Source organism: Amycolatopsis sp. 195334CR, assembly GCF_017309385.1.
Lineage (GTDB): Bacteria > Actinomycetota > Actinomycetes > Mycobacteriales > Pseudonocardiaceae > Amycolatopsis.
Genome location: NZ_JAFJMJ010000001.1, coordinates 1,568,166 through 1,586,546, shown reverse-complemented (window position 1 = coordinate 1,586,546; position 18,381 = coordinate 1,568,166). Strand labels below are relative to the sequence as shown.

Annotated in this window: 18 protein-coding genes; 10 read left to right on the top strand and 8 right to left on the bottom strand. The window is 67.6% G+C overall.

Annotated features, from left to right (window positions below; translation table 11 throughout):
• Nucleotides 1-47 precede the first annotated feature (47 nt).
• Complete coding sequence (locus tag JYK18_RS07675) at nt 48-647, top strand: NAD(P)-dependent oxidoreductase (protein WP_206801437.1); 600 nt, start codon at nt 48-50, stop codon at nt 645-647.
• Here JYK18_RS07675 and JYK18_RS07670 read toward each other — a convergent pair.
• The gene (locus JYK18_RS07670; RefSeq protein WP_307795813.1) at nt 641-1,840 is read right to left on the bottom strand and encodes a HAMP domain-containing sensor histidine kinase; all 1,200 of its coding nucleotides are present in this window, start codon (nt 1,838-1,840) and stop codon (nt 641-643) included. The two genes, JYK18_RS07675 and JYK18_RS07670, sit on opposite strands and share 7 nt — an antisense overlap.
• A complete protein-coding gene (locus JYK18_RS07665; RefSeq protein WP_206801436.1) occupies nt 1,837-2,493 on the bottom strand; it encodes a response regulator transcription factor in 657 nt (218 codons plus the stop codon). Before JYK18_RS07665 ends, JYK18_RS07670 begins: the two co-directional genes overlap by 4 nt.
• 113 nt (nt 2,494-2,606) lie before the next feature.
• Between JYK18_RS07665 and JYK18_RS07660 the strand changes: the two genes are divergently transcribed.
• Genes JYK18_RS07660 through JYK18_RS07645 form a run of 4 tightly spaced genes read left to right on the top strand, consistent with a single transcriptional unit; the run spans nt 2,607 to nt 6,020 of the window.
• On the top strand, nt 2,607-3,113 hold the full coding sequence (locus JYK18_RS07660) for a hypothetical protein (protein ID WP_206801435.1): 507 nt from the start codon (nt 2,607-2,609) through the stop codon (nt 3,111-3,113).
• Nucleotides 3,110-4,168, top strand: a complete 1,059-nt coding sequence (locus JYK18_RS07655; protein ID WP_307795812.1) for a peptidoglycan-binding domain-containing protein — start codon at nt 3,110-3,112, stop codon at nt 4,166-4,168. Before JYK18_RS07660 ends, JYK18_RS07655 begins: the two co-directional genes overlap by 4 nt.
• Nucleotides 4,165-4,824 (top strand): ABC transporter ATP-binding protein, encoded by a 660-nt coding sequence (locus JYK18_RS07650; protein WP_206801434.1) that lies wholly within the window; start codon nt 4,165-4,167, stop codon nt 4,822-4,824. Before JYK18_RS07655 ends, JYK18_RS07650 begins: the two co-directional genes overlap by 4 nt.
• A complete protein-coding gene (locus tag JYK18_RS07645) occupies nt 4,824-6,020 on the top strand; it encodes an ABC transporter permease (RefSeq protein ID WP_206801433.1) in 1,197 nt (398 codons plus the stop codon). The genes JYK18_RS07650 and JYK18_RS07645 overlap by 1 nt, the downstream gene beginning before the upstream one ends.
• A gap of 73 nt (nt 6,021-6,093) precedes the next feature.
• Here JYK18_RS07645 and JYK18_RS07640 read toward each other — a convergent pair whose 3' ends face one another.
• Together JYK18_RS07640 and JYK18_RS07635 are read right to left on the bottom strand one after the other, a co-directional pair.
• Nucleotides 6,094-8,358, bottom strand: a complete 2,265-nt coding sequence (locus JYK18_RS07640) for a protein kinase (protein WP_277992228.1) — start codon at nt 8,356-8,358, stop codon at nt 6,094-6,096.
• A 329-nt stretch (nt 8,359-8,687) separates the two neighbouring features.
• Complete coding sequence (locus JYK18_RS07635; protein ID WP_206801431.1) at nt 8,688-10,589, bottom strand: DUF2075 domain-containing protein; 1,902 nt, start codon at nt 10,587-10,589, stop codon at nt 8,688-8,690.
• A 181-nt stretch (nt 10,590-10,770) separates the two neighbouring features.
• Between JYK18_RS07635 and JYK18_RS07630 the strand changes: the two genes are divergently transcribed.
• Nucleotides 10,771-12,648: a DNA/RNA helicase domain-containing protein gene (locus tag JYK18_RS07630; protein WP_307795811.1), complete on the top strand. Its 1,878-nt coding sequence runs from the start codon at nt 10,771-10,773 to the stop codon at nt 12,646-12,648.
• A 48-nt stretch (nt 12,649-12,696) separates the two neighbouring features.
• Here JYK18_RS07630 and JYK18_RS07625 read toward each other — a convergent pair whose 3' ends face one another.
• On the bottom strand, nt 12,697-12,930 hold the full coding sequence (locus JYK18_RS07625; RefSeq protein WP_206801430.1) for a hypothetical protein: 234 nt from the start codon (nt 12,928-12,930) through the stop codon (nt 12,697-12,699).
• The gene (locus JYK18_RS07620) at nt 12,927-13,124 is read right to left on the bottom strand and encodes a hypothetical protein (RefSeq protein ID WP_206801429.1); all 198 of its coding nucleotides are present in this window, start codon (nt 13,122-13,124) and stop codon (nt 12,927-12,929) included. The genes JYK18_RS07625 and JYK18_RS07620 overlap by 4 nt, the downstream gene beginning before the upstream one ends.
• Here JYK18_RS07620 and JYK18_RS07615 point away from each other — a divergent pair.
• Entirely contained in the window at nt 13,099-13,332 is a 234-nt protein-coding gene (locus JYK18_RS07615) for a hypothetical protein (protein ID WP_206801428.1), read from the top strand. The two genes, JYK18_RS07620 and JYK18_RS07615, sit on opposite strands and share 26 nt — an antisense overlap.
• Nucleotides 13,333-13,535: 203 nt before the next feature.
• On the opposite strand, the gene JYK18_RS07610 is transcribed toward JYK18_RS07615, so the two are convergent.
• Nucleotides 13,536-13,808, bottom strand: a complete 273-nt coding sequence (locus JYK18_RS07610) for a hypothetical protein (protein WP_206801427.1) — start codon at nt 13,806-13,808, stop codon at nt 13,536-13,538.
• Between the two features lie 175 nt (nt 13,809-13,983).
• Here JYK18_RS07610 and JYK18_RS47955 point away from each other — a divergent pair, with 175 nt between their 5' ends.
• The 3 genes from JYK18_RS47955 to JYK18_RS07595 are packed head-to-tail and all read left to right on the top strand — an operon-like array spanning nt 13,984 to nt 16,815.
• The gene (locus JYK18_RS47955) at nt 13,984-15,105 is read left to right on the top strand and encodes a sensor histidine kinase (RefSeq protein ID WP_206801426.1); all 1,122 of its coding nucleotides are present in this window, start codon (nt 13,984-13,986) and stop codon (nt 15,103-15,105) included.
• The gene (locus tag JYK18_RS07600) at nt 15,098-16,177 is read left to right on the top strand and encodes a hypothetical protein (protein ID WP_206801425.1); all 1,080 of its coding nucleotides are present in this window, start codon (nt 15,098-15,100) and stop codon (nt 16,175-16,177) included. Before JYK18_RS47955 ends, JYK18_RS07600 begins: the two co-directional genes overlap by 8 nt.
• Nucleotides 16,162-16,815, top strand: coding sequence for a response regulator transcription factor (locus JYK18_RS07595; protein ID WP_307795810.1), 654 nt, complete (start codon nt 16,162-16,164; stop codon nt 16,813-16,815). The genes JYK18_RS07600 and JYK18_RS07595 overlap by 16 nt, the downstream gene beginning before the upstream one ends.
• Nucleotides 16,816-17,210: 395 nt before the next feature.
• On the opposite strand, the gene JYK18_RS07590 is transcribed toward JYK18_RS07595, so the two are convergent.
• Nucleotides 17,211-18,350 carry an epoxide hydrolase family protein gene (locus JYK18_RS07590; RefSeq protein ID WP_206801424.1) on the bottom strand — a complete coding sequence of 380 codons (1,140 nt, stop codon included), beginning with the start codon at nt 18,348-18,350 and terminating at the stop codon, nt 17,211-17,213.
• Nucleotides 18,351-18,381: the final 31 nt, after the last annotated feature.

Here is an 18,381-nt window from a genome sequence, read left to right as displayed (position 1 = left end):
GAGATCGCGTTTAGCGTGGGTGACCGACCCCCGCGATAGGAGAAGCGATGGCCAGGATTGTGGTGTTCGGCGCGACCGGGTACGCGGGCGGCAAGATCGCCGCCGAGGCGGAGGGGCGTGGTCACGAGGTGGTCCGGGTGGCGCGCAAGGCCGGCCCCGGGATCACCGCCGGCTCCCTGCACGACGAGACCTTCCTGCTGGACGTCACCAAGGGCGCGGACGTCATCGCGGTCGCGGTGCCCGCCGCGCCTTCGGACGGCAAATCCCTGGTCGACGCGGTTCCGGCACTGGCCAAGACCGGCGCCCGGCTCGGTGTGGTCGGCGGGGCGGGCAGCCTCCACGTCGCCCCCGGCGGACCGCGGCTGGTGGACTCGCCGGGCTTTCCCGCGTTCGCCAAGGGCGAGGCGCAGGCCCACGTCGGCGTGCTCGACGCACTGCGCGGCCTCCCGGACGACGTCGACTGGTTCTACGTCAGCCCCGCGCCGGCGTTCGGCTCGTTCAACCCGGGCGAGAAGCTCGGCCGCTACCGCGTCGGCGGTGACCAGATCATCGGCGACAACATCAGCGGCGACGACTACGCCCTCGCCTTCGTCGACGAGCTCGACAAGCCCGCGCACCAGCGGAAACGCTTCTCCGTCGCCTACTGAGGCAGGAGCACCGACACCACCAGCCCACCTCCGTCGCGTGGGCGCGCGGTGACCTCACCGCCGTGCGCCCTGGCGACCGACCGCACGATCGACAACCCCAGCCCCGCGCCCTTCGCGGTGGCCAAACGATCAGTGGCGAGCCGTCGAAAGGGCTCGAACAGCGCCGGGATCTCGTACTGCGGCACGACCGCGCCGGTGTTGCTCACCTCGACCTCGGCTCTGCCGTCCACCGCGGTCCGGCTGACCACGTGCACCCAGCCGCCGGTGTTGTGCCGGATGCCGTTCTCCACCAGGTTCTGCACCAGCCGTTCCAGGAACAGCGCGTCGCCGGTGGTCATCGCCTCACCGGCTTCGGCGCGCACCTCGATGCCCGCCAGCGAAGCCTCCGCCGCGGTCTGCGCGACCACGTGCGTCACCACGTCGGCCAGGTCCACCGGCCGCCGGTCCAGGATCTCGTTCTCCGAACCGGCGAGCAGCAGGAGCCCGTTGATCAGCCGCTCGTGCCGCCCGTTGATTTCCAGCAGCGTCTCGCCGAGCTGCTTGACGTCGGGTGACGCGGTCCTGCGGTGCATCGCGACCTCGACCAGCGAGCGGCTCACGGTCAGCGGCGTCCGCAGTTCGTGCGACGCGTTGGCGACGAACCGGCGTTGCCCGTCGAAGGACCGGTCCAGCCGCTCGACCATCGTGTTGAACGCCCCGGCGAGATCCTTCACCTCGTCGTCGGGCCCGCGCAGGGCGATCCGCTCGTGCAGGTTCCGGTCCGCGGCCGGCGCCGTGGCGATCCGCCGCGCGGTGTTCGTGACCTGGTGCAACGGCACCAGCACCCGGCCGGCGACCAGCCAGCCGAACCCCGCCGCCAGCCCGCCGACCACCAGCAGCGCGATGCCGCCCTGGGTGAACAGCGAGGTGGTGGCCGCGTCGCGGAGCTGCCGCTGCTGGTCGTCCATCCACTGCTCCGCCCCGGCGCCGGTCAGCATGTCGCCGCTGCCGGTCATCACCACGAAGTGCTGCTTCCGCGACAGCCCCGGATCGGGGAGCTGGGTCTTGGCGAGCACCTTCGGCCCGGTCAGCTGCTGGTTGAACAACGCGTAGGTGACCCCGAGCAGCACCAGCCCGGCCACCAGGAACAAGCCGCCGTAGATCAGCGTGAGCCGGGTGCGCAGGGTGACCCGGCGGGGCCGCAGGCGGGTCACGGGATTCGGTATCCCACACCGGTGACGGTCTCCACCACCGACGGCTCGCCGAGCTTGCGCCGCAGCTTCAGGATGGTCAGCCGGACCACGCCGGTGAACGGGTCGACGTGCTCGTCCCACGCCTTCTCCAGCAGGAACTCCGCGGAGACCACGGCTCCGTCGGCACGCAGCAGTTCGGCGAGCACGGCGAACTCCTTCTTCGACAGCGGGACGTAGTGCCCATCCCGGAAGACCTGGTGCCGGGCGGGATCGAGGGTGATGCCGGCGCGGGTGAGCACCGGCGGCGCGGCCGGGCGGGAGCGCCTGCCCAGCGAGTGCACCCGGGCGGCCAGTTCGGGGAAGGCGAACGGTTTGGTCAGGTAGTCGTCGGCACCGAGGCCGAGCCCGCCGACGCGGTCGGTGATCTCGGCGGACGCGGTCAACATCAGCACACGCGCGGGTGATTCGGAGCCGACCAGCTCGCGGCACACGTCGTCGCCGTGCACCACCGGCAGGTCGCGGTCGAGCACCACCACGTCGTAGGCGTGCACGCCGATCCGCTCCATCGCCTGACCCCCGTCGTAGGCGATGTCCACCGCGTGCGCCTCGTCCCGCAGCCACTCCGCGATGGCGTCGGCGAGCAGCGGTTCGTCCTCCACCACCAGCACCCTCATCAGCGCATGATCCCCGATCGCGGTGTTTCGTCGCCGTTAGCGAACGTGGAAACCCTCCGGAAACGGGCCGCCGGGTTGCATCCGGTCACCATTTCCGACCGACTGGAGGACTGATGCGACGGCTCACCCTGGGCGCGTTCGCCGCGCTGACCCTGCTGCTCACCGCGTGCGGCGCCGACGACGGCGGGAACCAGGTGGCCTCGGCGGGGCAGCCGGCCACCGGGGCCCCGGCGAGCGCGCCCGCGGCCGCGGACAACGGCGACATGGGCGTGAAGTTCGCCCAGTGCATGCGCGAGAACGGCGTGGACATGCCCGACCCGGAACCGGGCAAGGGCGTGCAGCTCAAGGTCGACAAGAACACGCCGAAGGAGGTGGTGGACAAGGCGCAGGAGGCCTGCCGCGAGTTCAGCCCGCAGGCCAACGGCAAGGCCAACCCGCAGATGCAGGAGAACGCCAGGAAGTTCGCGGAATGCATGCGCGGCAACGGGGTGGAGGCCTTCGCCGACCCCGACCCCAACCAGCCCGGCATCCGGATCACCCCGGAGATCGGCGAGGACCCCGACTTCGAGAAGGCGCAGGAAGCCTGCAAGGACATCATGTCGCTGCCGGGGGAGAAGTGAAGCGGAAGCTCGCCGCCGGAATCGCCGTGGTGGTCGTGGCGGGGGCGGCCACCGCTGGCATGCTCGTGTTCACGCAGACGCAGAGCCAGGCGGGTGACGCCGCCGCCAGCGAACTGCCGCCCAGCACGGCGAAGGTGTCCCGGCAGACGCTCAACGACGCGCGGGAGGCGGACGGCGAACTCGGATACGGCACCACGACCACGGTCAGCAACCGCCTGCCGGGCACGCTCACCTTCGTGCCGGACGGCGACGCCAGGATCGCGCGCGGGCAACCACTGTACAAAGTGGACGACAAGCCGGTGACCCTGATGTACGGTTCGATGCCCGCCTACCGCGATCTGGCCGACGGCGCCGAAGGGCCGGATGTCCGGCAGCTGGAGGAGAACCTGCGGGACCTCGGGTACACCGGCTTCACCGTCGACGACGAGTTCACCTCGGCCACGGCCACCGCGGTGACCAACTGGCAGGAGGACCAGGGGCTCGACGAAACCGGTGTCGTCGAACTAGGCCGCGTGGTGTTCGCGGACGGCGAGGTGCGGGTGGACACGGTCGAGGCCAAGCAGGGTGAACCCGCGCAGCCCGGCCAGAAGGTGCTGACCCACACCGGCGTCGCGAAGGCGATCACCGTGGAACTCGAGCCCGCCGACCAGCGACTGGCCAAAAAGGACACCGAAGTCCGGATCGAACTGCCGGACGGCAAGGAGATCACCGGCCGCGTCGACGAGGTGTCCACGATCATCCAGCCCGCCGAGGGGCAGGGCCAGGAGGCGAGCACCAAGGTGGAGGTGATCGTCGCCTTCGACGACCAGCAGGCCGCCGAGTCCTACGCGCTCGCGTCGGTGGACGTCACCTTCACCGCGGACAAGCGCGAGAACGTGCTGACCGTGCCGGTGGCCGCGCTGCTCGCGCTGGCGGAGGGCGGTTTCGGCGTGGAGGTCGTCGAGGGCACCGCAACCCGTTATGTGCCGGTGAAAACCGGGCTGTTCGCCGACGGCCGGGTGGAGATCACCGGGGACGGGCTGGCCGAAGGCACCGTGGTGGGGGTGCCGAAGTGATCGCGCTGACCGACGTGAGCAAGAGCTATCCGGGTGGGGTCGCCGCGCTCAGCGGGGTTTCGCTGCGGGTGGAGCAGGGGGAGCTGGTCGCCATCGTCGGGCCGTCGGGCTCGGGCAAGTCGACCATGCTGAACCTGCTCGGCACGCTGGACCGGCCGACCTCGGGGGAGGTGCACATCGACGGGTACGACGTGGCGAAGCTGTCCGACGCCAAACTTTCCGTGTTGCGGGCGCGCCGGATCGGGTTCGTGTTCCAGCAGTTCCACCTGGCCGCCGGGGTTTCCGCGCTGGAGAACGTCGCGGATGGCTTGCTGTACACGGGGTTGCGGTCGGGGGAACGGCGGCGCCGCGCGGAGGTCGCGTTGCGGCGGGTCGGGCTGGCGCACCGGATGGACCACCGGCCGCACGAGCTGTCCGGTGGGGAGCGGCAACGGGTCGCGGTGGCCAGGGCGGTGGCCGGGGACCCGCCGCTGCTGCTCGCCGACGAGCCGACCGGGGCGCTGGACACGGCGTCGGGGGAGGGCGTGATGCGGTTGATGCGTGAGCTGAACGCGGCCGGCACCACGGTCGTGATCATCACGCACGACCGCGACATCGCCGCTTCGCTGCCGCGGCAGGTGCGGATGCGCGACGGCAGGCTGGTGGGGGCTGGCTGATGGCGGACGTGCTGGCACCCGCGCGGATGTGGCCGCGGGACGTGCTGAAGGTGGGCGCGGTCGGGTTGCGGACGCGGCCGATGCGGGCATTCTTGTCCGCGCTGGGGATCGCGATCGGGATCGCCGCGATGGTCGCGGTGGTGGGGATTTCCTCGTCGTCGCGGGCGGAACTGGACAACACGCTCGACGCGCTGGGCACGAACCTGCTCACCGTCGGGCCGGGGACGACGATGCTGGGTGAGCAGGCGCAGCTGCCGCTGGCGTCGGAGTCGATGACCGAGCGGATTTCGCCGGTGGAGTCGCTTTCGGCGGTCGGCCGGGTCGAGGACGCGAAGGTGTACCGCACCGACAAGATCCCGGAAGCGCAGACGAACGGCCTGTCCGCCTACGCCGCCCGCAGCGACCTGCTCGCCACGATCGCGGGGCAGGTGCGGAGCGGGACCTGGCTCAACGACGCGACGGGCTCGTACCGCGCGGCCGTGCTCGGTGCGGTGGCGGCGGAACGCCTCGGGATCACGCAGCCGGACACACAGGTGCTGATCGGCGGTGTGTGGTTCACCGTGATCGGCATCCTGGAGCCGGCGGAACTCGCCCCGGAACTGGACGCGGCGGCCCTGGTCGGCTGGCCGGCGGCGGAGTCGGCGTTGTCGTTCGACGGGCATCCGACGACGATCTACACGCGGTCGCAGGAAGCCCAGGTGGAAGCGGTGCGCTCGGTGCTGGGGGCGACCGCGAACCCCGAAGCACCGAACGAGGTCGAGGTCTCGCGGCCGTCGGACGCACTGGCCGCGAAGCAGGCCGCGACGGAGGCGTTCACCGGGCTGTTGCTGGGTTTGGGCGCGGTGGCGCTGTTGGTCGGTGGCGTCGGGGTCGCGAACACCATGGTGATCTCGGTACTGGAGCGGCGAGCGGAAATCGGCCTGCGCCGGTCCCTGGGTGCCACCCGGGGCCGCATCCGAAGCCAGTTCCTCGCCGAGTCTCTACTGCTCTCCGCCCTCGGCGGCGTCGGCGGCGCTCTCCTCGGGGCCGCGGTCTCCATCGGCTACGCCTTCTCCCGCGACTGGCCCGCCGTCATCCCACCGTGGTCCCTCGGCGGAGGCATCGCGGCGACCCTGCTGATCGGTGCACTCGCGGGCTTGTACCCGGCGATCCGCGCTTCGCGGTTGTCGCCTACGGAAGCCTTGGCCACTCCGTAAAGGCGGCGGGACCGCTGAACACAGCGGTCCCGCCGCCACTAGCGGGTCGCCGACTGTGGACTTTCGGTTTGTGCTACTCAGCAAACTTCAACCCCTGCAGAGTGGCATCCAGTATCTCTGCTTCGTGGTCTATGTCTTGGAGTATCGATTGACGATTCTTGGTAGCTTGAATCGTCATTGATTGCGCTTCATGCTTCTCGGTTACGATTTTCCAGTGTGCAGACTTTAGTTGATCCGCTAGTGTTCTGGTTGCTTTTATTACATACTTGGACATGCCAGCCCGTTGCTCAATTCCGGTGCGAGCCCAAGAAATTCTCAACGAGACATTAGCGTTTGGTTCGTCGGCGCTGAGTTGAAGCAGGAGGCCGGTGGGTAACTGATATGAAGCAGAATTTGTGTCCGTGTTCCACTCGTACTTGGCGAACGTGATGCTTCTGGCTGCGAGCTCCTCGACGAGCATCTCCGTTGTAATATGACTGATGGATCCACTGTGTGCTGCTTGTAGTCTTTCGAGTTCGGCTACAATCTGCGACAGGTCCCATCGTTCGCTCTGTCGGTGGCGCGTCGAAGAGATAATCAACCGCTTCATTCGCTCAGGAAGTGACTTCCAGGAGCTCGACGTGAGCGATCTAGTCGCTTTTTCGACTAGATCGGCGTAGTTGGCATGCTGGTGAAGCTCTGGGAGCGGTTCCGTGCCTCCGCAGATGTAATAGATCGTCATCCCTATCCCAAAAGCGTCGACTGCGGCATTTCTGGTCGAGCCATCACTGCTTGCGAGTATCTGCTCTGGCGCTAAGTATCCAACGGCGGTCGTGTGGAGCACGCTGAGTTCTTGGGCTCCTCGATGCCAAGAGAGGTCGAAATCCAGGACTGCCACCTTGTAGTTGGACGGATCTATCCAGTAGTCGCGTAGCATCACGTTTGACGGTCGTATGTCGCGGTGCAGAACGCGATCTGGTAGAGAGTGCGCATTGCGTATTATTGAGGTTAGTTCCTTGCTTATGAATAGGACATCCTCCCAATCTTCTAATGCTCGAGCATCCTTTGCTTCTGTTAGATTTGGCCCTTCTATCCATTCCATCGTTACGAACGCTGGTATCTCTGAAGTTGTCTCGTAGGCCACCATTCCGTCCACGTGGCGTTCTTGTAGAATGCGCATTGATCGGACGCCGCGACGAAAGCTTCGAAGAAGTCCAGGATCTCTCCGAATATTTTCCAGGAGCACTTTAATGGCTACCTTGCGCCCATCTGCTGTCTCGGCTTCGTACACCCTGCCAAAAGCGCCAAGGGCAACTTGTTGCTTGAGTTTGTGTCCGAGTAGCTGGTTCCTGCCATCTTTGTCACTGGTATACCAGGCCCGAAAGATCGCCTCGTCGTACTTCTGGACGAACGCCTCGTATTCGTTGTATGCCTGATCGTTTTCTGGGCTCAGTATCCGAACGGCCTCCTGATTGAGAATGTACCGGATGTCCTCTGCGTTCAGTGAAAGCATTTCCTCTGGTGAGAGCAAAGTTTCGGTTGTATTGATGGGGAGTCCGGAAAATGCCAGTGGTGGGATGGGATGTGGGTCGTTAGGAGTACTGGCTATCAAGTCTTTGAGGAACTCGAGAACTTGTGAATGATTGGAGTCGGGTCGATACTTAATTAATCGAACTCCAACCTTTTCTGCCCACTCGTCCGTGCGAAAGTCTCCCCGGTCGGTTAGCCAGAAGTGGCTGGGTGCCTCAATGTTTAGCTTACTTAGTGATTTGAGATGACTGCCTACTGCAATGTCGTCGATGGTCATCCCGATGAAAAGGTTTGTAAATGAAGAAAGGCATGTTCGAAGAAAGTCGTTGTAGAAGGTCTTGCTTCTGAGCTCTTTGAGGGACGAGTGTGTAAAGATCCAGCTCGATGAGTCATCTATGTTGCCGTGTAGATTAGCGATGAACTTCCGTTCGCTGTGCATCACCTGGGCGAGGTGTCCAACTTGTGAGCCGAGAAATTCGACCGGGAGTTGCTCTGGGTTCTCTGCGACGTAAGCGCGCGTTGCCATTCGGTCGAGATTCAATGTCAGTATACCGCTGATCGGTAGCCGCCATAGTAGTCGATAAGCTGATGGGATCGGTGCCGTCGAAGCATTTGCTAGGCGCTCTCGAATATGGTCGCGATAGCTTGTCCGGCCTAGTGTTTGCTGCAACCGTTCGAAGGCTGTCCAATGGTTGGGGTCTCGTCGAATACTGTCTGCTTTTTCTGAGAGCCTTGCGATATCGCTGGACTTGGCTTGAAAAGTACGTCTGTATAGAGCTTCTTGTAGATGATTTCGGAGGCCTATCCAGTTTGGAAGCCCGGCTTCCATGCTTAGGCCAGCGCCTGTCCAGACGATAATCGGCCGCGTGCGCTCCGTGACTATTCCTTTGAAGGAACAATAGGAGTCCTGGTCTGTGTCGAACATCGACTGGCCTCGTGATCTCTGCGACAACGGTTTCTGGCGTAGTCGGGTCCGCTGAGGCGCCTGTTACTTAGTAGTCGTGATCGTTATGGTCCCGATCGGCTCGGAGGAGCCTGTTTATGTTAGTTTCCAACCTTGTTATTATTGAATTAATATTTAAAATTGCGGACGATGTGGAATCTTTGGGTGGCTTCTTGATAGGCCTTGCTATCCCTGTCGTGGCGGTCCCGCCGCCACTAGCGGGTCATCTCCTCGAGGAACTCCTGGGTTTCCGGGTCCGTGGAGTAGACGGCGGTGCCGCGCATGCCCCGTGTGAGCAGCACCTTGTAGGTGTTCTTGATCAACGCCCCGAAGTGCAGGTCGTCCGCGCGCTTGACCTCCGGGTCCTTGGACTCCCCGCGCATCGGCCGCCACATCCCGTCGCGGCGGACGAGGTCCGGGCCGAAGATGACACCCGACCAGTCGTACTCGAAGCCCTGCGCGGTGTAGACGCAGCCGACCTGGTCGAACCCCCGGGGATCGGTGGCCCAGTAGTCGGAGGCCGGAACCCCGGGCACCGACTTCGTCGACTCCGACTTCGCGTTCCACGGCCGCTCCCAGCCACCGATCCGCACGTCGTCGACGAGGTAACGGCCGTCCGGTCCGGTTTTGGGATCGCTCCACGGCCAGCAGTAGCCCGCCGCGATCCGGGCGACCCCGCCGTGCTCGGCCCGTTGCCGCAGCACCCAGGATTCCAGCGCCTCCGGGGATTCCGCACTGGTCAGCGTGACACCCTCGTCGAGCGGACCGGCCAGCTTGCTCCAGGCGATCGGTGGCTCCGGCTCACGGCCGAGGCCGAGCAGGCGCGCCACCCAGGAGTCGTAGGAAACCGATCCACCGCAGCGCAACTGGTCGTGCAGGGGCACCACTTCGACCTCGCAGCCCAGTGCTTCCGCGGCGGCGGTGATCTCGGCGAGGGAACCCATTTCACCCGGTCGCACGACCTGGTTCTCGTCGAGCAGGAACACCGGCACGGTGGCGATGTTGATCAGCTCGTTCACCTGCCGGTCGGCGCGGTCCCTGAACTCCTTCTTCGTCCAGCGGGTGGTGCCCTTCTCTCGGATGCGGTGGGCTTCGTCGCAGATCACCACGTCCAGTGCGCGCGGGTCGGCGCCCACGTAGGAGTTGAAGTACTTGAACAGGCTCTTCACCCTGGGCTGCCGGTGGGCCGCGACCTTCCGCATCGTCTGGGTGAAGGCCTTCGACCCCGTCGCGTGGTTCACGCTGAGACCGCGGCGGCTGAGCGCGCCGAGCAGGCTCAGCGCGATGACGCTCTTGCCCGAGCCGGGACCGCCCACGACCACCACCACGGTCCGGGTCTGGGCAGCCCGTGACCGCTCGACGGCCTGCATCACCAGGTCGTATGCGACGCGCTGCTCGTCCAGCAGGACGAACTGCTCGCGATCCTGGATCTCCTTGGCGGCCAGGTCCAGCAACGACTTGGTCGGCCGGTGCGCGAAGCCGAGGAACTCGTCGCCCGCCTCGGCGTTCGTGCGCCGCTCGGCCGCCGGGTCCAGCACGGCCAGCAGGTGCGTGGTGAGGGCGGCCTGGTCGTCCATGGTGAAGAGGCGGCCGTATTCGTGGCTCGGATGACGCGTCAGCGTGATCACGTCCGCGCGGCGGGCGTTGTGCAGGTAGGCGATGCCGTGCACCGATCGCGGCCGGTCGGCGAGCGCGGGCGTGTGGTCGAGGAAGTACTGGCAGTACCCCCGCACCTGTTCGGCGGGGTGGAGGTGCCGTCCGCGCAGGCTCGGGACGTTCACCACCTCGGCCAGGTGGACCTCCGCCGTCGACCACTGCTTGAGCTCGACGAACACGAAGCTGCTGTCCCCGGTTCGCGGGTGGGCACCGGCGAGCACCACGTCGATGCGCTGCTTGCTGTGCGGGAGTTGGTGTTCCAGCAGGACTTCGACGTCGCCGAGGCCCGCGTTGACCAGCTCCCGCAGCACGAGCGGCAGGCTCTTCCGCCAGGACGTCGCTTCGGAGTACCCGGTGCGGTGGCCGAGCTTGAAGTCGAACTGCTCGCGGAGCCGCACGTGGAGTTGCCCGGCTTCGGCCTCGACCAGCAGGTCCGCCGCTCTGCCGCGGATGAGCGCCACTTCGTCCCCCCAACGTCGTCGTGGACCCAGGCTAGTGGATCAGCGTGGGGACTCGCCCGAGCGCGAGAACGCTGAGTGCGTGAATCAGTAGCTGCTCCTCGCCCAATCGTGCCAATTCGCTACCCTTCGGCGCACAACGGGGGAAATACTCGCCATTTCCGTGCTGGAGAGGGGCCAACACGTGACACCGATCAGGGGAACTGCCCGCGAACTACGCCAGGGCACCGCCGAGGACCGCCTGGTCCGGAAACTCGCCGAGTGGACCGGGGCGACTTACTCGCGTGCGGACAAAGGTGAGGCGGGTGCCTGGCGGAACAGCTTGCCCGTGCTTTTAGACCTGCTGTGCCATGCCGGCCTCGGTCACGTCCAGGTGTTGTTGGAATACCGCCTCCCGTACTGCCCGAGGCGGGTCGACGCGGTGCTGTGCGGGGTGCGTCCCGATGACGGTCAACCGTCCTACGTGCTGGTCGAGTTGAAGCAGTGGAGTTCGGCGACGAGCGCGGGGCCGGGCCTGGTCGAGGTTCCCCACGCGGAGCAGCCGTTGTTGCACCCGGCCGAGCAGGTGCGGCGCTATTGCCGTTATCTGCTGGACTACACACCTTCGCTGGCGAAGCGGCCGAGCCGGGTGAAGGGTCTTGCATTTCTGCACAATGCCGCCCGTCCGACGTGGGACTTGGCGGACGGGGACTTCGGCGATTTCGGGCAGCTCTACACCGCTGATGGCGCGGGAGATCTCGTCGCCAGGCTGCGTTCGTTGTTCAGCACCGATCCGGCGACCGCCGGGGACGCGAAAAAGGTCGCGGAAGAGTTGATCACCGTCGGCCACCACCCCAGCCGGAACCTGCTCCAGTCGGCGGCCGAGGTGTTCGCCGGCCGAGACGACTTCGTACTCCTCGACGAGCAGCAGGTCGCCTTCGACCTGGTGCGGAACACCGTCCAGCTCTCCCAGGAGCAGGACCACGTGCCGAAGAAGGTCATCGTGGTGCGCGGCGGGCCCGGTTCGGGAAAGAGCGCGATCGCGGTCTCGTTGCTCAACGCCCTCGCCGGTCAGCGGCTGAAGGTCATGCACGCCACCGGATCGAGGGCCTTCACCGAAACCCTGAAGGCGCAGGTCGCCGCCGGTGAGGACCGCTTCGAGTCGATCTTCACCTACTTCAACCAGTTCGGCAGGGACGACAACGACCGCCTGGACGTGCTGATCTGCGACGAAGCACACCGCATCCGGGACGACATCCCGCGCGCGCACTGGGACCGCGGCCTCCCGCAGATCGGCAAGCTGATCAAAGCCGCGAAGGTGCCGGTCTTCCTTCTGGACGACGAGCAGAAGGTGCGCCCGAACGAGATCGACACCCGGGACACCATCCAGGCGGCCGCGGACCGGCTTCGCTGTCCGGTCGAGGAAATCCGGTTGGACGGCCAGTTCCGCTGCGGTGGCTCGGATCGCTTCGACCAGTGGGTGCGGCGACTGCTCGGCATCGCCTCCGACGGACCGGTCACCTGGACCGAATTCAGCGAGGAAACCGAAGACGAGTACGTGGTCGACACCGTCGCGTCGCCGTCCGCGCTGGAGGACTGGCTGAAGAACCAGATGCTCAACTTCTCGGGCACTGCCCGCATGACCGCGGGTTTCTGCTGGAAGTGGAGCAATCCGCGGCGCGTGGACGGAGAGCTCCAGCTGGTCGACGACGTCCGCGTCGGTGACTGGAAGAAACCGTGGAACCTGAAGCAGGACAAGAAGGTCCCCGGCGTTCCTTCGGCTTCGCTGTGGGCGTCCGATCCGGCCGGGTTCGGGCAGATCGGCTGCATCTACACCGCGCAGGGCTTCGAATACGACTGGGCGGGCGTGATCTTCGGCCCGGACCTGGTGATCCGCGACGGCCAGTGGGTGGCTGACCGGGACAAGACCGAGGACGGTTCGTTGAGCAAGGTGGACCCGGAGCGGTTCAGCGAGCTGGTCCGGAACACCTACAAGGTGCTGATGACCCGGGGGATGAAGGGCGTTTGCCTGTTCTCCGTGGACCGGGAGACGAACGACTTCCTGCGCGAGTACGCGCGCTAGCCGAAGCGGCGGGACCGCTGAAAACAGCGGTCCCGCCGCACCCCCGGTTCATGGGCGGTACTGGCGCACCTGCGGGTCGTACCGGTGCTTCGGGTGGTCGTCGGCTTCGTCGTTGCCGACGTTGCCCGCGGTGTCCCCGAGGTGCTGGGCGCCGTTGGAGTTCCAGACGCCGTCCAGTTCGGCGGGGTCGGTGCGGTGGCGCGGACCGCCATCGACGCGGTAGTCGAGGTCTTGGCCGCCCGGGTGGTGCGCGTCGACCAGGCCCTCGTGCCGGGTGCTCATCCCGCCCAGCGCGCCGCCACGGAACCGGTCGAGCTGCCCGCGATGGCGCTGTCGAGCAGGTCGCTGCCCCGCTTGCCGTTGACGAAGTCGTTCCCGATGTTGCCCGAGGCCCCGGCGATCGCGCCCGCCTGGATGGCCAGGTCCGCGGTCAGGTTGATGGCGATCTGCTTGAGCAACTCGGTCAGCAACCGCATCACGATCACCCTGGTCGCGGCCATCGCGATCGGGAAGCCCGCGGTGCTCGACCTGAGCGTGCCGACCGCCGACGCGATGAGCAGCGCGATCTGCGCGGCCAGAATGATCAGCGCGGCGATGATGCTCAGCTTCGTGTACTCGATGCTGTTCGCGCTCTTGCGTCAGGCGTCCGCGATCTGGCGGCAGAGCTTCTCGAGCTTCGGGTAGTCCCCGTCCGCCACATCGGTCCAGTGCTGCCGGAACTTCTCCGCCGCGTCGGAGCGCATGCCGGCGAGCGCGGCCTTCGCGGCGGCGTCACCGTCCTTGACCGCGTCGGCGGCGTTCTCCCAATGGCCTGGTTCAGTTCGTCGGCCGCGGCTTTGAACTTCGGCGCGGCCGCGCCGAGCACGTCCGTTCGATCCTGGCCTTGCTCACTCGTATCCCCTCCGCATGATCGAGCCGATCGGTTCGTCCCCGGGTTCTTCGACGCGGGCTCGTGGTCTGGCCTTCGGTGCGAGCGGCGGCGGTACCGCTGCCTGGCCCCCTCGGCCGGGCAGTGGCGGCGCGGTCGCGTGCAGCGCGGTCAGCGAAGGCGCGTCGGGGAAGAGGTCCGGCAGGTTCTGCCGGACCAGCGCGAGCGCGGCCGCCGACTTCGCCGTGCCGCCGACTTCGCCGTGCCGCCGACTTCGCCGTACCGGTGGCATTCGCCGCCTGCTCCCGCGCGGCCTTCAACTCACCGGTTTGCTTGCGCAGGCCCGCTAACATGTCTTCGACCTGGTCGCGCAGCGCGGCGTTGCGCGCGTCCAGCTGATCCTGTTCCACCGCGTTCCCTCTCTGGTCGGCTGGAGAACCGAAGCTAGTGCGGGTGTTGGAGGCGCGGTGCCGGTTGATCAACCCACACCGGGTGGTCCGGCCGAGCGCGAGGTCGAGCGCGTCGGCCGCCGGTACGCGGTGGTCGTGCGGACGGCGGTGCTGTTGTCGGTCGCCTGCCTGACGTTGCTGACCGTGCCGCTCGAACGATCCGCGGTCGCGGTGGTCGCGCTGGGGTTGTGGAGCGCGTTCTACTGGAGCCGCGCGTCCCGCGTGCTCGCCGTCGACACCGCCGTGATCGCGCTGGTTTGCCTTGGTGCGCGGTGGATCGACCCGGTCGTCCTGCTGCACGACAGCACCAGCTGGGTGCTGGTCGCGGTGTCCATCACGGCGGTCTGCCACCAGTGGTTGTGCGCTCCCGCGCCCGGCTTCGTGATCACCGTGGTGCTGATCGCGGCCTACCTGGCCGGATCGGCGATCGCCGACCCCGGTGGCTGGACCGCGTCGCTGCCGCTCGGGCTGTGGACGTTCGCGGAAGCCGGGTTGTCCCGTGGCCTGCGGATCCTGGTGCGCCACGCGGGTCGCGTGGTCGATCGGGGGACGGCGGCGGGGGAGCGCGTGCGCCGTGAGGCCGAGATCGCGGCGGCTCGCCGTGCCGACGAACGCGCGCACCTCGCCACCATGCACGACACCGCCGCCTCGACGATGCTGGCGATCGGCACCGGCATGGTCACCGGTCGGGAGTCGTGGCTCGCCGAACGCGCGGAACGTGATCTCCGGGCGCTCTCCGGCCGTCCGGAACTCCCGAAGGGGCAGGTCGACCTGGTCGAGATGCTCGACGAGATCGCGCGGCACCACCGGATCGGCACCGAAATCCGCGCCGCCGGGCCGGTCCGGCTGCCCGCGGCGCCGGCCGTCGCGTTGTGCCGGGCGGCGGGTGAAGCACTGGAGAACGTCGCCCGGCACGCGGGCGTCGACACCGCGCTGATCCAGGTTCAGGAGGAACTGAACGGCGTTCGGGTCGAGGTTCGCGACGACGGGATGGGGTTCGACCCGGCGTCGGTCCCCGCGCACCGCCACGGGCTTACAATGTCCATTGTGGACAGGATGGCCGAGGTCGGTGGCACGGCGGCGGTGCGGAGCGAGCGCGGCGGTGGCACCACGGTCTCGTTGGTGTGGTCGGATGGCTGAACTCACCGTCTCCAAGCTCTTCCGCGTCCTCCGCTTGGCGACGCTGCTGATCACCGCGGTCACCCTGTTCGGCCTGAACCTGCCGTTGTTGCTGGCCAACGCGGAGGTGTACCGCTCGTTCGCGGTGGAGGTCGCCGCGTTCGCGGTGCTGACCGGGGTCGCGGTGTTCGCGGGCGTGCGGATCTGGCGCGACCGCCCGCTCGGCCGGTCGCGCTGGCCCGCGCTCGCCCTGGTGTTCGCCGCTTCGGTGGCCGCGGTGTTCGCGGTACCGCCGGAGCTCGTGATCACCGAGGCGGAGTGGTCCTACGGCACGATCGGCTGGTTCTGCCTGCTGTTGCTCGCCGACCACCGGTTCGCCGCGGTGCTGGTCGCACTGGGGGCGCACCAGTTGTTCAGCTTCGCGCAGCTGATCCTGGTCGGGCAGGCGGACCGGCTGAGCGTGGCCGGCCTGGCGACGGTGACCATCCTGGTGCTCGGTTACCAGCTCACCGTGGCCGCGTCGACGGCCGCGCTGAGCCGGTTGGCTCGCCTCGCGCAGCAAACGGCCGCCCAGGAGGAGCGGACCCGCACCACCGAAGCCGTGGCAGACCAGCTGCACCGCGATCGGCGCACGCGGTTCGAGGAGCTGGCGGTCACCACGGTGCCGCTGCTCGCCCGGCTCGCCGCCGGAACCCCGGTGCGGGACCGCGCGTCCTACGCCGTGGAGGCGGCCAGGATGCGCCGCCTGTTCGCGGAAACCGACGATGTCGACGACCCGCTGCTGCACGAGCTGCGTGCTTGTGCGGAGGTGGCCGAGCGCAAGGGGGTCACGGTGTTCCTCGGTACCTGGGGAGACCGGCCTGAACTGCCCGTCCGGGTCCGCCGCGCGCTGACCGAGCCGGTGGTGGCCTGCCTGGCCGGTACCGTGGCCGAAGCCAGGGTGACCGTGCTGGGCACGCCGGGTACCGCGACCGTCAGCGTGGTCACCGACGCGCCGCCGCCGGCGCCGCTGGCATCATCGGGGCAGATCACCGTCACCCACCGCGAATCCGGTGGCAGGCACTGGGTGGAGGCCGCGTGGACGACGAACTGATCACCGCGGTGGTCATCGACGACCACCCCGCCATCGTCAGCGGCATCGAAGCCTGGTGCGCCGCCGCCGAGCCGCCCGTGCGGGTGGTCGACTCGGGGCCCACGGTCGCCGTGGCGTGGCTCGAACCCGGCAGCGGGGCCGACGTGATCGTGCTCGACCTGCAGCTCGCCGCGCCGACCCCGGCCTACGGCGACCTCCGCCGGCTGGTCGACGCCGGTCGCCAGGTGGTGGTGTACACCATGCGCGACGACAAGGACACCGCGTTGACCTGCCTGGACATCGGGGCGTCGAGCTACCTCACCAAGGCCGAGGGCCCGGTGCACCTGGTCGCCGCGATCCACGCTGCGGCGAGGCAGTTGCCCTACACCCCGCCGTCCATGGCGAGGGCGATCGGCGTGGACACCCGCCCCGACCGGCCGCGGCTGAGCGCCCGGGAGGTCGACGTGCTGGTGAACTGGTTCGCCTGCGAGTCGAAGGACATGGTCGCCGAGAAGCTCGGGCTGTCGGTGCGCACGGTCAACTCGTACATCGACCGCGTGCGGATCAAGTACGCCAACGCGGGCCGCGCTGCCCCGACGAAGGCAGGCCTGGTAGCCCGCGCCATCCAGGACGGCTTGGTTCGCCTCGAGGATCTTTAGCCACTGCCCGGCCTCCGGTCACCGCGCGGCCTTCGGTCACCGCGCGGCCTCGGGCCACCGGAGGCCTCCAGCCACCGCGCGGCCATCGGTCACCGCGGCCTCCAGTCACCGTCCGGCTTCTAGCCGCCGCCTACCTTCCAGCCGCCGCCTGACCTCTGCCAGCGCCCGACCTCTGCCGCCGCCCGACGTCTGACGGCGCCCGACCGCTGGCAGCACCCGGCCTCTAGCCAGCGTCCGGCGAGGCGGAGCGCAGCATCGGGCCGACAGATCGGCCAGCGGCTGACTGCCGCTGCTCATCGTGGGCGCGGTCGGCGTGGCCGCCCCACCGGATCAGTCGGCCGCCCTGTTCGGCCTGGCGATGTCGGTCGGCCACCGAGTGGCCGTATCGCGACTATTCAGTTGTCGAGTTTTCGGAAGAAGGTACGCACCTCCTCCACGAAGAGCGCCGGTTGCTCGAACGCGGCGAAGTGCCCACCGCGGTCGGGCTCGTGCCAGTGCACGATGTTCGGGTAGCGCTTGGCGGCCCAGCGCCGGGAGGGCCGCGGGGTTTCCTTCGGGAACAGCGTGCAGCCCGTCGGCACCTCGACCACATCGGCGGTCGCCTCGGTGAACCACGCCTGCACCTTCCGGATGCTCTCCCAGTACAGGCGTGCCGAAGACGCACCGGTGCCGGGCAGCCAGTAGAACATCACGCTGTCCAGAATCTCGTCCCTGGTGAGCACGTTCTCCGGATTGCCGCCGGAGTCCGTCCAAGCGCGGAACTTCTCCACGATCCACGCGCACAACCCGACCGGCGAGTCCACCAGCGAGTAACCGATCGTCTGCGGTTTGGTCGACTGCTCGGCGGAATACCCGTCCTCCCACTCGGCCGCGTGCTTCAGCGCCTCGATCGACTGCCGTTCGGCCTCGGTGAGGTCGTCGAAGGTCGCCGGGTCCGGGGCGGCGAGCGGCGGCATGAGGTGGATGCCGATCAGCCTTTCCGGCGCCTGCTGCGCCATGACCGTGGTGATGCTCGTGCCCCAGTCGCTGCCCTGCGCGCCGAAGCGTTCGTACCCCAGTTCGGTCATCAACCGCAGCCACGCCCCGGCGATCCGCTCGATGCCCCAACCCGGCGCCGCCGGCTTGTCGCTGAACCCGAAACCCGGGATCGACGGGCACACCACGTGGAAGGCGTCGGCGGGATCGGGTGGATCGGTCAACGGCTCGATCACCTTGAGGAACTCGACGATCGAACCCGGCCACCCGCTGGTCAGCACCAACGGCACGGCGTCGGGATGCGGCGAGCGGACGTGCAGGAAGTGGATGCCCAATCCGTCGATGTCGGTCTTGAACTGCGGCAACGCGTTGAGCCGCGCCTCCACGCGCCGCCAGTCGTACCCGGTGGCCCAGTACTCGCACAGCTCGCGCAAGTACGCCAGCGGCACGCCCTGGGACCAGTCGTCGACCGTCTCCGCCTCCGGCCAGCGCGTGCGCTGGAGGCGGTCGCGGAGGTCGAGCAACTCCGCTTCGGGGATGTCGAGCCGGTAGGGGATCACGTCGGCGACGATAAGCGGGTGCCCCGACAGT